Origin of the sequence: Shewanella oncorhynchi (assembly GCF_030848765.1) — a bacterium.
GTDB lineage: Bacteria > Pseudomonadota > Gammaproteobacteria > Enterobacterales > Shewanellaceae > Shewanella > Shewanella oncorhynchi.
In genome coordinates this window covers 2,484,946-2,500,075 of sequence record NZ_CP132914.1, presented here as the reverse complement: position 1 = coordinate 2,500,075, position 15,130 = coordinate 2,484,946, and the positions used below count along the sequence as shown (strand labels likewise).

The following is a 15,130-nucleotide window of genomic DNA, read 5'->3' as shown; positions in this document are numbered from 1 at the left end:
CTTACATTACCTTAATTAATATCCAGTTCAACTATTAATCCAACAAGAATGTAACAAAAGGTAAGGTACTGTAATAGCAGATGATTAATCTAGAATGAATCGCGTTTTTAAAAATGTCATGCTATAAAAAAGCGTCCACGAGGGACGCTTTTTAGTGGATGAAATAGGGTAAATTAAAACTCGTTATTCATACGAGACAACAAATTGAGCAGTACGATTCGTTCCTCACTGCTCATTTTAGCGGTGAGATCTGTAGTGAGTTGTAGATGTAATGCATCATGTTCGAGGAACAAAGTTTGGCCCTTTTCGGTTAACTCCACCAGAATCGAACGACGATCGGTTTCATGGGGACGACGTACAACCCACTCAGCTTCTACCATTTTGTCGATTTGGACCGTTAGTGTACCTGTTGTGACACCAATTTTATCCGCCAGTTCTTTCATCCTCATAGCGCCGTGCACGCCGAGTAACTCAATGGTGTGCACCTGCGATAGGCTAAAACCTTTGTCACGTACAATGGCGTGTTCCCAAGACGACAGCTTTTCGTAAAATTCAATAATCACATGATTTAATGCATGATCTGTTGAATGTGCGGCCGTTGAATGAGCAGTCGTTGAATTCAGGTTTGATGAATGATGATGTTCAACAGTCATTTAGGCTTCCTTAGCCATACACTCGCGCTGACGGCAAGTATGGAGTTCAATAGTGATATGGGCCAATTCAGGAAATTGTGACAGTAACTGATTAAAATAACTGACATCTTTCGGTGAATGGGACACGATAGACACCATAATAGCATGGTGATCGGCACTCACTCGCCAAAGATGTAAATCGGCCACTTGATGATCCGGTACGGCCTCAAGGGTTTCCACAACTTTACGCTGTAATGACGCTTTAACACCACCGTCAAGTAAGATAGGACTCGTTTGCTGAATGAGGCCCCATGACCAACGGCTAATAATCACAGCACCCACGATACCCATAACCGGATCGAGCCAAGTCAGTCCCATGTATTTACCAAACAACAAGGCCGCAATGGCGAGCACTGACGTTAACGCATCGGCTAATACGTGAAAATAGGCGGCGCGTAGGTTGTGATCATGACCACCGTGTGCCTTCTGACTCTCATGCTCAGCAGCATGGTGCTCCTGTTTATGATGGCAATGGCTATGATCTTGATGACTTTCAACGTGTGCATGTGAGTCATCGTGCGTATGTGGACCCGCACCATGTGAATGAGCCGTATGGACGTGATCGTCATGGGAGGAGTGTGCTTCGCAGCTGTGATGAGCATGCTCGTCTTCATGATCATCTTGATGTCCATGATCGTGACTATGACCATGAGTGTGCCCATGGTCGTGGGTATGGTGATCTTTGAGTAAAAATACACTCAGCACATTAACGCTCAAACCTATGACAGCCACAAATATGGCTTCGTTAAAATGGATTTGCTCAGGATTAATCAGTCGCATTCCCGATTCAATCAACATCACCAGTGCCACAAGTCCTAGCGCTATTGCGCTGGTATAACCGCCAAGCACACTCACTTTGCCAGTACCGAAAGCAAATGCAGGATCGTTAGCGTGTTTACGGGCATACGAATAGGCGAATAAAGTGATCATAAAGGCCGCGGCATGGGTTCCCATGTGCCAACCGTCGGCGAGCAGTGCCATAGAACCGTAGATGGTTCCGGCAGCAATTTCAGCCACCATAGTGATCACGGTTAAATACAGTACATAGCGAGTGTTCTTCTCGCCATCGCGGTTCTGACTGGAAAACTCATGGGCGTGCTGCCACTGGGCGAGTGAATGCCCTTGGCGGCTTCCCGTAGTAGCTTGATGCCCTGTCGCTTGCTCGGCTGTCATTGATTTCATTGTATGGCCCCTGTTCCATTTCTATCGCTATTAATGGTGAAAAACTCGTCGCTTGAATTATAGTTTGAAAATCAAAATATATGAAGATCGAATTAACTATTTATCAAGATATACTGTTTTCAAACTTTTAAACGTGTATTTGAATCCCCATAATGCATCTGCGCACCTGCCATCAGCCGAGACACTGATATGTGAATTAAGATAGGCAGCTAGACTAGGCAAAGGATATCAGGCAAGGTTTAATGGATTAGCGCTTGATTTATGAGTAAAAACAGCTCACATAGCTGAGTTAGATTGGCTTTATTACAGCCTTACGCAGTTATAGACAGACACTGCGGTGGCTTTTCAGTGCAAGTTGAAATCCAAGTTTTAAGGTTTTTATCTAGGATATTTCGTATATTTTTCGCATGATATGAGTCATAAAACAGCCACAGCAAAGAATTGAAATAGCTGAGAACTTAACAAAATAAGTCATTGAAAAGTGTAATTAACCCTTATTATTCAGATTGATAAAAATTATTTGGGTAAAAAATCGATTTTTTATTGAATAATTTAACCCTTTTTTACCTCTGCTGCGTTTATAGGGAGCAGAACACAGACAAATTTATCGACATCAATTCAGTTCGATTAGGAGAAACAAAATGAAATTGAAGACCTTATTTAGCGTTAGCACTGTTCCCCTTGCATTTGCACTATTGTCATTCAATGCCGCGGCGGTGAGCCCACCACATCCAACAGGGTTAAATGCGCCTATGATCAGTATTCAACGTTTCGATCCAAAAGATTACAGCGCACAGGAAGCCACTAAGATGTTCCCTGCTCCGGCAGCAGGTATGGTGCAGCACATTTTAAGTTTACCTAAATTAGAAAACGAAGATGACTACATGGTCGAAATCCAAATTGGTCAGACTCAAATGGTTGATTGCAATAAGCATGGATTAAACGGGGAATTGAAGGAACTGACAGTGCAAGGTTGGGGTTATAACTACTATCAAGTGGATGAAATCGCTGAAGGCCCAAGCACTATGATGGCCTGTTTCGAATTGGCGAAGAAAGAAGCTTTTGTACGTATTCCGGGTGAACTAAAAATGCGCTATGACAGTCGCTTGCCTAAGGTGTTTTATCTACCAGAAGGCGCTGAACTGCGTTTCAGAACTTGGAAAGTAGATTCAACCTATCAATATTCCAAGTAAATAGCCAAATTTAACTCTTGCGTCATCAATCAAATGCGCTTCGAGTCTTTGCTGATTGATAAAAGCAAAGACTCGAAGCGCATTAACTAGAATCGTTTAATTCTAACGACTTGCATAATTTCTATTTCAAAACCTGCCACAGTTTCTGTCTCTGGGTAATAGATGACATTGATCTTTTGCCCTTGCAGATTACGATACTTTTTGACCCGTCTAAATTTAAACGGCACGTCACAATCTTCAATCATAACAGTATGTTGTATCCACTCCGCCTTTTCCCTTTGCATATGCGAAACCACAGTCACACCTTCAGAGTGAACCAAATGTTCATGGGTGGCTAACATCTTTTTTACGGCCTTATTCATGTTCAACTCTTTTATCATCTAGTTGCGACAACAGTGACTCAACTTTCTGTTTAATTTCAGCATATCTCAATTTTTCACAGCGGCCGAAACCACTCAACTTACGCACTTGAAAACGACTCACCAAAGGAACTGACATACCAGCGAGGCAACGACAATAGGTATCGATTGACAAAGCACCAATGCCTTTAGCCGTTAAATGATGTTTCAACTCACGCAAATCAGCCAATATCTGCTGTTCTGTCGGCCAAGTAGGTTCCGTCGAATAACTCAACTTAGCGAAATGACCGCGGCAGACACTGCAATGACCGCAGACCGCCGGTGCCTCATTATCATCAAAATAACGCGATAAATTGTGGCTTAAGCACGTCTCAAGTTCAAAAAAGCGGACTAACTGCGCTATTCGCGCAATTTCTTTCTGCTCTTTATCAATAAAATAATGGTACAGCTCATCGATGAGTTCCGGACGCGCTAATGCGGCAACATCCACCCGATACACATCGGTAATTCGTTTGGTTTCTAATTCAATCAACTGATGTTCAGCTAAATATTCCAGCGCGGCCAATACACGACTGCGTTCATGGCCCGTCGCACTGTACAAGGCATCAAAATCTAACGCGCCCCATATTTTCTTCATCTGCGTATGATTAAAAATTTGCGTCAAAAAGGCCTGCCGCTCTGGATTAAAGCGGCTCAGAATGACATGTTTATCCATTAAAAATTTGTAATTAACATCGGCGTAGTAAGCAAATAACGGCTTAACCACACCTAGAATTTCTAGCTGCACAAGTAACGTTTTTAACGGCAACTGGCGAATATTGCTCGCCGTCGACACGCCATTAAGCTGACATTCCCACTGACCAGAATCTTGTTCAAGTCGAATAGCTTCAATGACTTGCGCTATACCTTCTCGCTCAGGCGTATCGCCATACACAAAATTTTCAACGGTATTGAGTCCGTCAAAATTGGCTAAAGTCACACAATGGGATAACGCACCATCACGCCCTGCTCTGCCGATTTCTTGACTGTAGTTTTCAATGGATTTAGGCAAATCATAGTGGATCACAAAACGGATATTGCTCTTATCTATTCCCATACCAAAGGCGATGGTAGCAACAACCACTTGCAGCTTATCCTGCATAAAATCATTTTGAATTTGTTGACGTTTTTCATCTTCAAATCCAGCATGATAGGCACTGGCGACTATGCCTTGTTGGCTCAAGAGTCGTGCGACTGTTTCGGCAGTTTGCTGTAACGTCACATACACAATACCAGCACCTGAGAATGATGTTATCTGGTTAACCAGTAAGGCATTTTTCTCTTGCGTCGACACGGGCAGAACAGTCAAATCTAAATTGGGTCGATAAAATCCCGTTTGTACTATGTGTTCGGGCGCGATATCGAAGCGCTTGGCCATATCCAGTTTCACTTTACGTGTCGCGGTGGCCGTCAGTAACAGTACCAGCGGGATCTCAAGCTCGCGCCGATAATCGGGTAATTTAAGATAATCAGGCCGAAAATTGTGGCCCCATTCTGAAATACAATGCGCCTCATCGACGACCAACATAGACAGCGGAACCGATTGAATAAACTGCCTAAAGCGTTCATTTTTGAAACGCTCCACCGACACCATTAAAACTTTCAGTTTGCCAAAGCGCGCATCTGTCATCACTTGCTGACTCTGCTCAGCGCTTAAGGTTGAATCTATGCTGGCCGCATGAATTCCCTTAGATTGCAAAAATTCCAGCTGATCTTTCATCAAGGCGAGTAAAGGCGAAATCACTAAACTCAAATGGGGTAACTGCAATGCTGTAAATTGATAACAAAGGGATTTACCAGAACCTGTCGGGAAAATCGCTAAACTCGACTTCCCTGCTAACAGTTGTGTTATCGTTTGCGCTTGACCAGGACGAAATTCAGAAAAACCGAAATCCTGCTGCAACAAACTAACGTATGGATTGGTTTCCGGAATGGGATTGAACATCAACCGTCCTTTACACTTATCCTTACCACCCACAAAATTCGGGCATACCGCAAGAAAAAGATTCAGCATTAAGTGAGTCGACTAGTCTAGCAAATTTTGACGTACTTTACGGAGTTAATTAGCAACAACTGAGTTTTCAAGCCAACTTAACTGCTCATCAGGAGCGTAATTATAGGTTCGAATTTTGTTACAAAACAATGATTAATATAGGATTAATTTTATTTTTTAGTCAGAAATTAAATATGAAAATAAAACCGATTTGTAAAAATACAAATCCGATATCTCCTATGAAAAAACAAGAAGTCAGATGAATCTCAGCAAAAAATACATCTCCGATAAATAGAGCATTTAAGGTTTTCTAGCAAGATATAGGTTGATCAGCGACGTCAGTTTGTCCTGAAATCTTTCTTCAAAACCATCAATGTCACGCCCTATAGAAACTAAATATTTAGTTGCCTGCTCACGCGAAAGCAGCTTATTTGCAAGACTATATTGCATCTCTTCTAAGGTTTTATCATATCTTGGGATCAACACCCAAGTGCCGACATCGACGTCAAAATGTTGCATCGCTTTCTGGGCTAAAGCACAAAAAGCCTCAATATGATCTACGCCATCAGGTCCGAGACAGCCAGGTTCAATTCGGCATAAAACCGCAATTTTCCTATCGTTTGCAATACTTAAACTCATCTCTAATGCCCCGCGTTATCTAGTCGTAAACATAAGATCTTAACAGTAATTTTACGTGTCTGCACAGATAAGTCACGGCTAACTTACCCTTATTAGATAATCCATTTTAGGCAATAGAACAACTTTAAAATCATATTCTTCAAAACATAGATCCGCGGTTATTTTGTTCTATTCATCAACAATGTCGTCTACAACATCCTCATCAGTATGTTGTAAAACATTAAGCGAAATATTTTCATTATGCTCTGACAATAGGGTATCAATGGCTTGGTCAAAACTGTCTAACTTTTGAGTTTCCATATAACGTTTTAACCTCAAAATAATATCCCTGCTTAGCTCAATATGAGACTTTTTTTGCCGTTTTTTTATTTGAGATAATTCTTTGCGAACCATACGCCAGCCAAAATCAGTAAAATACTGATTGAGCATTTTGTTTACATTAGTAAGCTCGTTGTCGATCCGCTGTGCCTTTTTGCGTAATCGGACTAATTCATTTAGTTGTGTTACCAACTTAGTATAGAAAACCGTTTGTAACTCAGCGTCACAAAACCAATCTGGTTTAGATGCCACAGCTTCAGGATTGATAAGGCGATAAATTAAGGGTAAGGCAAAAATTAATTCTGCTTCCTCAAGCAATAATAATTTTCTTCCTGCTGTCGGTTTGTCTTGTTGATATATCCAAGCTTGCGGTTCCATAAATACGTTTCTTTAGTTAAGCATGCGTTTAATGCGGATGAAATAAATGGGACCTCATGCTAGTACAAATCGACAAGTATTAATATATGGTTCAACCATTTTATTGGCTGGGAATCGATCCCTTATGCTTCATTTTGCCTTTGGCAGAAATAGCTCAACTCATAACAGGCTAAGAACCCGATAAGCGGTTGTCGTTATTAGCTTAAATTTCACCCAACACTCAAGCCTAGTTTAGCGGCATTCCATTCAAGAAAACCAATAAAATGGTTAAACCATTCTTTAAAATTATGCATCTGTGACTAACTAAGTTCGAAACCACTGCATAGAGAAAGTACGAATTTCATACTATCATTGCCTTTAATTTTATATCCGCTTAATTAATCGCCATTGTTAGAATAGGTTTATCTTGGCTGTTTTTTAAACTAAATAATCCAGCTAAATGTTATTTAATGCCCCCTCCTCTGATAAAAGAGGATTATTTAAACAAATAAGCACTCTACCAGTGATAATGACGATTATCACTGGTAGATGTAGGCGTGATTTGCGTATAATTAAGCCTTCTTAATTCGATATCAGGTGACTTCAACGGCATGTCTAAAATGATCCGGACAAATAGTAATGCTCAAAATAACACCAATGTATCGAATGAAAGAGTGACTAGATCAGATCATCACAATAATAACCGTGCTGAACAGCCACGTTTTTTTGAAGAGACTTTCCTGCCACAATCTGTTCGAAGTGATTATTTAAGTGCTGCCGAAGAAACTGAATATGAAATTTCAGCCAACACCCGCCGTGTTTATAATACGAGCTTTAGTCTATTTAGCCGTTATTGTGCCGAACACCAACTGCAGGCTCTGCCCGCAGATCCCCGTAGCGTGATTTCATTTATTGGTTATCAGAAAGAATTGATCCAAGAGAGTACTGGAGTACAACTTTCTAAACAGACATTAACGACTCGACTCGCGGCGATTCGCTACCACCATATTCAAGCGGGATTCCACTCACCTACCGAGCACCCTCTGGTGATCAGAGTGATGCGCGGTTTAAGTAGAAATCAATCTCGCCATGTGAGTGATTATGATCAACAACCGATTATGTATGATGAAGTGGAAATGCTCATTCAAGCTATCGATGAACAAGTGCAGCCATTAACCCGAGCAAGAGACAAAGCCATTATTCAGTTAGGATTACAAGGTGGGTTTCGCCGTTCTGAACTTGCAGATATAAAAGTTCAATATGTCAGTTTTTTACGCAATAAGCTAAAAGTTCGCCTACCTTATTCGAAGAGTAATCAGCAAGGCCAACGGGAATGGAAAGACCTGCCGGATCATGAACCTTTTGCAGCACTCAACGCGGTAAAAAATTGGTTATCACTAGCCAATATAGAGGATGGACATTTATTTAGATCGCTTTCCCGTGATGGGAAATATTTACGCCCTTATCAAATAGTAGAACATCACTCTGAAGCTAATTCAAGTTTACATAAAAATAGTGGTTTTCTCACGGGAGATGATATTTATCGCATCATTAAAAAATATTGCACAAAAGCGGGCCTACCTGCAAAATTTTATGGTGCCCACAGTCTGCGTAGTGGTTGTGTCACTCAACTCCATGAAAATGATAAAGATCATTTATACATTATGGCCAGAACTGGCCATACCGATCCGCGCTCACTTCGCCATTATTTAAAACCAAGAGACTAAAACACAAAAGACTAAACTAGATCATGACTCGATAAGAATCAGTTAGTCTTTTACCTAAAATAAAATAGCAATTTTAACGTTAAATATAAATCTATCATGTTTATGAAAAAAAATGATATTCAGTAATTATATTAAAATTATTTCCAATTTTTAATTTGAAAAATAATTAAAGCAATAACTTCACATTATATATTTTTATCTGTGACACAAGATTTGACATCATAGCAGAATAAAAATCCTAATCGAGGTACTTTGACCTCAGCAGCTTAGACCATAGCAAACTGCTGGTTAACATTTTTATAGCATATCGGGTTTATTGCTCACTGCAGTATTATTGTAATATAAAATCATCTTTATTGTCATATTGATACTTTAGCCTTAGTCACGAAATTTAATCCATCGTACTAGCCGGAGTAATATATGAGTAAGGCCACCTTTGATCCTACACTTTATAATAAAAGTAATAACGAGCCATTTAACCAAGTGTTGGATAAACATTTATCTCGCCGTAACTTCGTAAAAAGTGGTTTAGGCCTCAGTGCTATGACAGCTTTTGCCAGTGTAGGCTTAACTGCTTGCGGATCAGATGACACACCCGTTACAAAACCTGTTGATCCAGTGACACCTTTGCCACCGACAAAAAGTACCGCCAAGCTAAACTTTACGTCAGTTGCGGGTTCTCGTTTAGATGCCGTCGTTGTGCCAGAAGGCTATACAGCGCAGGTACTTGCACCATGGGGCACGCCATTAAATGCAAAAGCAGCACCATGGAAAAGCGATGGTAGTAACACTGCCGATGACCAAGCGAACTCAGTCGGTATGCACCACGATGGCATGCATTTCTTTCCATTAAATGATACGGGTAATGACGGTTTACTTTGCATTAACCATGAATATATTGATGAAGTTGCATTACATCCTGCAGGACAAACTTTTGATCCTACTTCAGGTTTGCGCACGATTATCGATGAGGTACGTAAAGAAATCAACGCCCATGGCGTATCGGTTGTACGTATAAAACTGGTTAATAATCAATGGGAAGTGGTTAGCAATGATAACCATAACCGCCGATTCACCGGTGCGACTGTAATGGATATTAGTGGTCCTCTCGCCTACTCTTCTCTACTCGAAACCCGCTACTCTCCCGACGGTAGTCAGGCTCGCGGTACATTAAATAACTGCGGCAATGGTTACACGCCTTGGGGCACTTATTTAACCTGTGAAGAAAACTGGCCAGGCTACTTCGCAAACCGTGGTACGTTAACTGCCGAGCAAAATCGCATTGGGATCAGCAAAACCAGCACACGTTATGGCTGGGATGATCTTGCAGGTCATGATGAAGAACGTCTCGATGAGTTCGCGCGTTTTGATGTCACGCCAAAAGGCGCAAGTGCTCAAGATGACTATCGTAATGAAGCGAATGGTCACGGTTATATTGTTGAAATTGACCCTTTCAATCCAACATCGCGCGCAGTAAAACGTACCGCGCTTGGTCGTTTCCGCCATGAGGGATGTACCTTTGGCAAGCTAACCGAAGGTAAGCCAGTAGTATTCTATTCTGGTCACGATTCACAATTCGAATACTTATATAAATTTGTCTCGGCCGCGGCGTGGGATGCAAAAGATGCTGACAGCAGCAATCGCATACAAACTGGCGATAAGTATATGAATGAAGGTACTTTATATGCAGCTAAGTTTAATGCAAATGGTGGTGGTGTTTGGTTGCCTTTAACCTTAGATAGCCAGACTACGGACGGAAAAACCCTAGGCAATACTTTCGCTAGCTTAGCCGAGATTATTTTGAACACCGCTGGCGCAGCGGATCTTGTTGGTGCAACACCTATGGATCGCCCTGAATGGTGTGCTGTCGATCCTTTCACTGGTTCAATTTATTTGACCCTGACCAACAACTCAAAACGAACTGAAACCAATCCAGCGAACCCAAGATTGAAAAACCACTTTGGCCATATTATTCGTTGGGATGAAAGTGACAAAGATACTGAATTTACATGGGATATCTTCGTATTCGGATCACCAAGTGATGGTAACGCAGAGACAAACTTATCAGGCTTAACGGATCTTAACCAATTTGCCAGCCCAGACGGTTTGGCCTTCGATCAACGCGGTATTTTGTGGGTTCAAACCGACAATGGAGCCAAGGAGGTCGCAGAAGAAACCAACGATCAGATGCTAGCAATAGTGCCTTCAACGCTTGTTGATGGCCAAGAGAAACAGCTCGGCGTAACGGCTGATAACCAAATGGAATTAAAGCGTTTCTTCGTTGGACCAAACGACTGTGAGGTTACGGGTTTTGCTATTAGCCCTGATTACACATCTGTTTTTGCTAACATTCAGCATCCCGGTAATTGGCCTTATTCGTCCAATGCCGCTGAAAAAACGCCTGCGGGCACGACATTACGCCCTCGCGCCGCTACGGTCGTTATCCGTAAGTTAGATGGTAAAGAAGTCGCGGTATAAACAATTATGCTTGTGCGAGGTATCTTCTTAATATGAAGTTCCTATAAGTTAATTGCTACACATAAAAAATCCCCTCACTGTAGGGGATTTATTATTTAAGAAGATAGTTAACTAGCCTTTTTCAAAATAGATTAAATCCAACATCGATTAACTCTTACTACGACTTGCTTGTTCAAAGGCAAGTTCAAAAGCATCGGTAAAATCTGTAATTGGCAGAAGGTCCTCACGGCAACGGCGATTGCGGCCAAGTAAGGAAGATTCAACAAACAAATCAAACCAAGTACTTAAGGCTTTGCCATTAGCCGCTTCGCCAATCGCTCCTAAAGCCAATGATGCCACCTCGGCGGTGCCAAGTTGAAAATCATGACTACCTTTACGCAATGCATAGGTCGCGAGCGTGTCGGGATCGAAGGAAAGCAACGGCAGTGATTGTAAGTAAGGACTCTTACGGAACATTTTAATCGCTTCACGCCAACTGCCATCGAGCATGATTAGCAGCGGCCGTTTACCTTCGGCCAATGTCGACATCGGCACTTGGTTTAGTACGGTTTGCCCTTGCTCTGCATACTGGGCAGGAAACACTAAATAGGGTTGATATTGCGGCGAATTAAGCAAAGCAAGCAGCTCAGCTTCAGGTTCTGTACGTGACCAAATGTAGGCGTGGGTATCAGGGATAAGATCCGCTATGAGTCGTCCACTATTAGTCGGCTTTAACACCTCATCGTTATACATAATCAGCAGAAAACTGGCGTGAGTATCTAACTGACGGCGTAGCGCACAGGTACAGAACTGCTCACCTAAGAGACATAATGGACAGCGGATCAGTTTTTTACCGCGGGCACCAAAGGGTTTAGTCGAAATAGACTTACGGTACTGATATAAATGGTGCACAGCATGGGGGGCTAAAGCCATAAAAACCAATTCTCTATCAAACTTATTAAGGATCGCGACCACATCAGTCAGCACTTTTAATCGCGGTGGCGCAGTTTATCCCTTGGCCATCAATGGTGCAATCACGCAATACATTATCGTGATAAAAGGCCGGTGTCAGTGGTTGATGGTTTCATCTGCAGCCTAACGCCAGTGAGATAATTTAAGAGCACAGAGCAATTATCTCTTAAAACAACTGTAATGTATTAATCTGTGTTACCACTTAGTATGCAATAGCGTGCAACACTAAACCGACTAAATTAACGTTTAAATTACTTATTGGGGGAGTATTTAAGCTAAATATCAGTAATGACTTAACTTCGTGTGGAATTGCCCTAATATCATGCGAAAATCTACTCTACAAATACAGTCTCGATGAAAGGTCAATTATGCACCCAAAAGCCCCGATCGCTTTAATACCGCTATTAAACGGCATCCTCATATCTGCGGCCCTATTCTCTCATGCCACTGCAGCCAAAACACTTAATACCAAAGACATCCAGTCAATTGTAGATTCCGCAGTTAAACCACTGATGGCCGAGTATGCTATTCCCGGTGCAGTAATTGGCATCACCATAGAAGGTAAACAGTATTTTTACCAATATGGCGTCAGTTCTAAAACCTCTGGGCAAAGTGTGACTGAACATACCCTGTTCGAGATTGGCTCTATCAGTAAAACCTTTACCGCAACACTGGCTAACTATGTACAGGGCGAAGGAAAATTAACACTCACGGATATGGCCAGTGATTATGTTCCAGCATTAAAAGGCAGCCATTTTGATAAGATTAGTCTCATCAATTTAGCCACCCACACAGCGGGAGATTTGCCGATGCAAGTTCCTGATAAGGTCACTAATAACGCAGAGTTAATGGATTACCTTAAGCATTGGCAACCATCATTTGCCGCGGGGACCCATAGGAATTACGCCAATCCGAGTATTGGGCTGCTTGGCATGATTGCCGCGCAGAGTTTAGGGCAAACGTTTCCACAAGTACTTGAGCAAACACTATTTCCACAATTGGGTATGACAAACAGCTATCTCAAGGTTCCTAGCAACAAAATGGCCGATTATGCCCAAGGCTATGATAAGCAAGACATGCCAGTGCGAGTCAATCCCGGTGTATTAGCCGATGAAGCCTATGGCGTTAAAACCTCTGCCAAGGATTTACTGCAATTTGTTGAGGCTAATATGCAAATGCACCCGCTTACCAAACCACTGCAAACGGCACTCGATGAGACCCACACGGGATACTTTGATGTGGGCATGATGACCCAAGATATGATTTGGGAGCATTACTCATATCCTATTGATCTCAATAACTTGCTTGCAGGTCACACTCAGGAAGTCGTATTTGGCAGTACGCCAGTTAAACCTATAGTGCCGCCCCTCGCACCGCAGCAAAATGTGTGGATTAATAAAACAGGCTCTACTGGCGGTTTTGCCGCTTATGCAGCCTTTATTCCGGCCAAAAAACTTGGCATTGTACTGCTGAGTAATAAAAACACCCCCGTTCCGCCACGGGTCACTGTGGGCTACCAGATTTTAACTGGGATCGAAAAGTTGCAAAAATAACCATGCACTAGGATAGAGGAGATAAGTATATTGGTGCTATCTCCTTTTTCTTAACAATATTCTTGTCGCTACTGATTTATGGCTGACACCTTGCTGCTAACTCACAGTTTCCTTGCAATCTCTCTTTTCTCATGGCGGCTTGTAAGAAAAGATGCACCGCAGGGTTAATCCTTGCGTTAATTCATTTGCAACTCATCGACCTAGTTAACAGACAAATAACCTATCGTAAGTTTAGCTTTACAGCTTAAAATCAGGATAAAAACTTATGCATCGCATTAAAAATTATTTCGTTAAATCAATATGATTGACACTTGAAGTTACGCTTTTAGGGAGTAAGATGCGCGCAAATACCTTAAGTGACCTTTTTCGGAAATATCATGTCAGGCACGCCACATTCTCCTATTCATCACGATGTCGCTCCAGCGGCGAGTCAGTCTAGCCTACTGTTAATGATTGTCTTTATGGTCGCCTGTGGCCAAATGGCGCAGACGATTTTTGTACCTGCCCTTCCACAAATCGCACTCGGGCTCCATGTGGACGCCAGCCAACTACAAGCCGTGATGGCCTGTTACTTACTCTCCTACGGGATGTTTCAATTTGTGTATGGCCCAGTGTCAGATCGCGTTGGCCGCAAAATGCCACTCGTCGTGGGTATCGCTATTTTCGTTCTAGGCGCTGTATTCGCGGCGAAGGCCACAAGCTTTAACCAACTGATTATGGCAAGCCTTATCCAAGGATTAGGCACAGCCAGCGCAGGCGCATTATGCCGTAGCATTCCCCGCGATCATTACTTTGGCGACCGACTGGTAAAATTTAATAGCTATGTCTCTATGGCTGTGGTGTTTTTACCTTTGCTTGCACCATTTATCGGCAGCGCCAGTGCAGCCTATTTCGGCTGGCAAGCCGTATACTGGGTATTAGCGGGATTCGGTGTCGCGGTCTGGCTGTTGTTAATATTCCTCTTTAAAGAGTCTTTACCCAAGACGCTACGGGAACATCAAGCCGTTTTCAAATCCTATAAGCATGTCCTACACCATAGAGCGTTTCGCGCTTATTTATTTTCATTGATCGCCACCTTTGCCGGTATTGCGGCGTTTGAAGCCATTGCTGGTGTACTCTATGGCCAATATCTCGGACTGACGCCTTTTATGGTCAGTTGCTATTTTGTTGCGCCAATTCCTGGCTACTTACTGGGGGCACTCATCGCGGGCCGACAAAATAAGCCACAAAGGGTTGTTTACCAAGGTGTTGCGTTACTCGGTGCTGGCGCATTATTTATGTTGATCCCAGGTCTTTTTAATTTAGTGGTTGGCTGGAGTTTACTTATTGGATCGATTTTATTCTTCAGTGGCGCAGGCATGCTATTCCCTACCCTAACATCTGCTGCGTTAGAGCCATTTCCACGTCAGGCGGGGATTGCGGGCGCATTACTAGGGGGATTACAAAATTTTGGTGCCGGACTTGCCGCATTAACTATGTCTTTAGTGCCTATGGGCGGCCAGTTGAGCATAGGTTTATTAAGTGCTGTAATGGTGGTTTTAGTGATTCTGTCTCTGTATTACGCCAAAGATCAAAATGATACTCACCAGAATTTAATGCCACAGATTTAATGGATATGATTTGAAGCGACAATTCTTGGTTTAAGCTAA

Annotated in this window: 12 protein-coding genes; 5 read left to right on the top strand and 7 right to left on the bottom strand. The window is 42.4% G+C overall.

Annotation, left to right across the window (positions count from 1 at the left end):
- Window positions 1-173 precede the first annotated feature (173 nt).
- A complete protein-coding gene (locus RA178_RS11275) occupies window positions 174-653 on the bottom strand; it encodes a MarR family winged helix-turn-helix transcriptional regulator (protein ID WP_028759894.1) in 480 nt (159 codons plus the stop codon).
- On the bottom strand, window positions 654-1,874 hold the full coding sequence (locus RA178_RS11270; RefSeq protein ID WP_306685374.1) for a cation diffusion facilitator family transporter: 1,221 nt from the start codon (window positions 1,872-1,874) through the stop codon (window positions 654-656).
- A 641-nt stretch (window positions 1,875-2,515) separates the two neighbouring features.
- Here RA178_RS11270 and eco point away from each other — a divergent pair.
- Complete coding sequence (eco, locus tag RA178_RS11265) at window positions 2,516-3,067, top strand: serine protease inhibitor ecotin (RefSeq protein WP_028759893.1); 552 nt, start codon at window positions 2,516-2,518, stop codon at window positions 3,065-3,067.
- A gap of 86 nt (window positions 3,068-3,153) precedes the next feature.
- Here the strand turns inward: eco and RA178_RS11260 are convergent, their stop codons facing one another.
- The 4 genes from RA178_RS11260 to RA178_RS11245 form a co-directional block, all read right to left on the bottom strand.
- Entirely contained in the window at window positions 3,154-3,429 is a 276-nt protein-coding gene (locus tag RA178_RS11260) for a hypothetical protein (RefSeq protein WP_028759892.1), read from the bottom strand.
- Complete coding sequence (locus tag RA178_RS11255; protein WP_306685373.1) at window positions 3,422-5,410, bottom strand: RecQ family ATP-dependent DNA helicase; 1,989 nt, start codon at window positions 5,408-5,410, stop codon at window positions 3,422-3,424. The genes RA178_RS11260 and RA178_RS11255 overlap by 8 nt, the downstream gene beginning before the upstream one ends.
- 348 nt (window positions 5,411-5,758) lie before the next feature.
- The gene (locus RA178_RS11250) at window positions 5,759-6,097 is read right to left on the bottom strand and encodes a hypothetical protein (protein WP_105252539.1); all 339 of its coding nucleotides are present in this window, start codon (window positions 6,095-6,097) and stop codon (window positions 5,759-5,761) included.
- 168 nt (window positions 6,098-6,265) lie between these two features.
- On the bottom strand, window positions 6,266-6,793 hold the full coding sequence (locus RA178_RS11245; RefSeq protein WP_219252409.1) for a hypothetical protein: 528 nt from the start codon (window positions 6,791-6,793) through the stop codon (window positions 6,266-6,268).
- A 590-nt stretch (window positions 6,794-7,383) separates the two neighbouring features.
- Here RA178_RS11245 and RA178_RS11240 point away from each other — a divergent pair.
- Together RA178_RS11240 and RA178_RS11235 are read left to right on the top strand one after the other, a co-directional pair.
- A complete protein-coding gene (locus RA178_RS11240; protein ID WP_219250821.1) occupies window positions 7,384-8,499 on the top strand; it encodes a tyrosine-type recombinase/integrase in 1,116 nt (371 codons plus the stop codon).
- Window positions 8,500-8,919: 420 nt separating this feature from the next.
- Window positions 8,920-10,977 carry a PhoX family protein gene (locus RA178_RS11235; RefSeq protein WP_263148237.1) on the top strand — a complete coding sequence of 686 codons (2,058 nt, stop codon included), beginning with the start codon at window positions 8,920-8,922 and terminating at the stop codon, window positions 10,975-10,977.
- Window positions 10,978-11,124: 147 nt separating this feature from the next.
- Here RA178_RS11235 and RA178_RS11230 read toward each other — a convergent pair whose 3' ends face one another.
- Window positions 11,125-11,889, bottom strand: coding sequence for a tRNA-uridine aminocarboxypropyltransferase (locus RA178_RS11230; protein ID WP_219250823.1), 765 nt, complete (start codon window positions 11,887-11,889; stop codon window positions 11,125-11,127).
- Window positions 11,890-12,296: 407 nt separating this feature from the next.
- Between RA178_RS11230 and ampC the strand changes: the two genes are divergently transcribed.
- Both ampC and emrD read left to right on the top strand, forming a co-directional pair.
- On the top strand, window positions 12,297-13,481 hold the full coding sequence (ampC, locus tag RA178_RS11225) for a class C beta-lactamase (protein ID WP_306685372.1): 1,185 nt from the start codon (window positions 12,297-12,299) through the stop codon (window positions 13,479-13,481).
- A gap of 377 nt (window positions 13,482-13,858) precedes the next feature.
- The gene (gene emrD, locus RA178_RS11220) at window positions 13,859-15,091 is read left to right on the top strand and encodes a multidrug efflux MFS transporter EmrD (protein ID WP_306685371.1); all 1,233 of its coding nucleotides are present in this window, start codon (window positions 13,859-13,861) and stop codon (window positions 15,089-15,091) included.
- The last annotated feature ends 39 nt before the right edge of the window (window positions 15,092-15,130 follow it).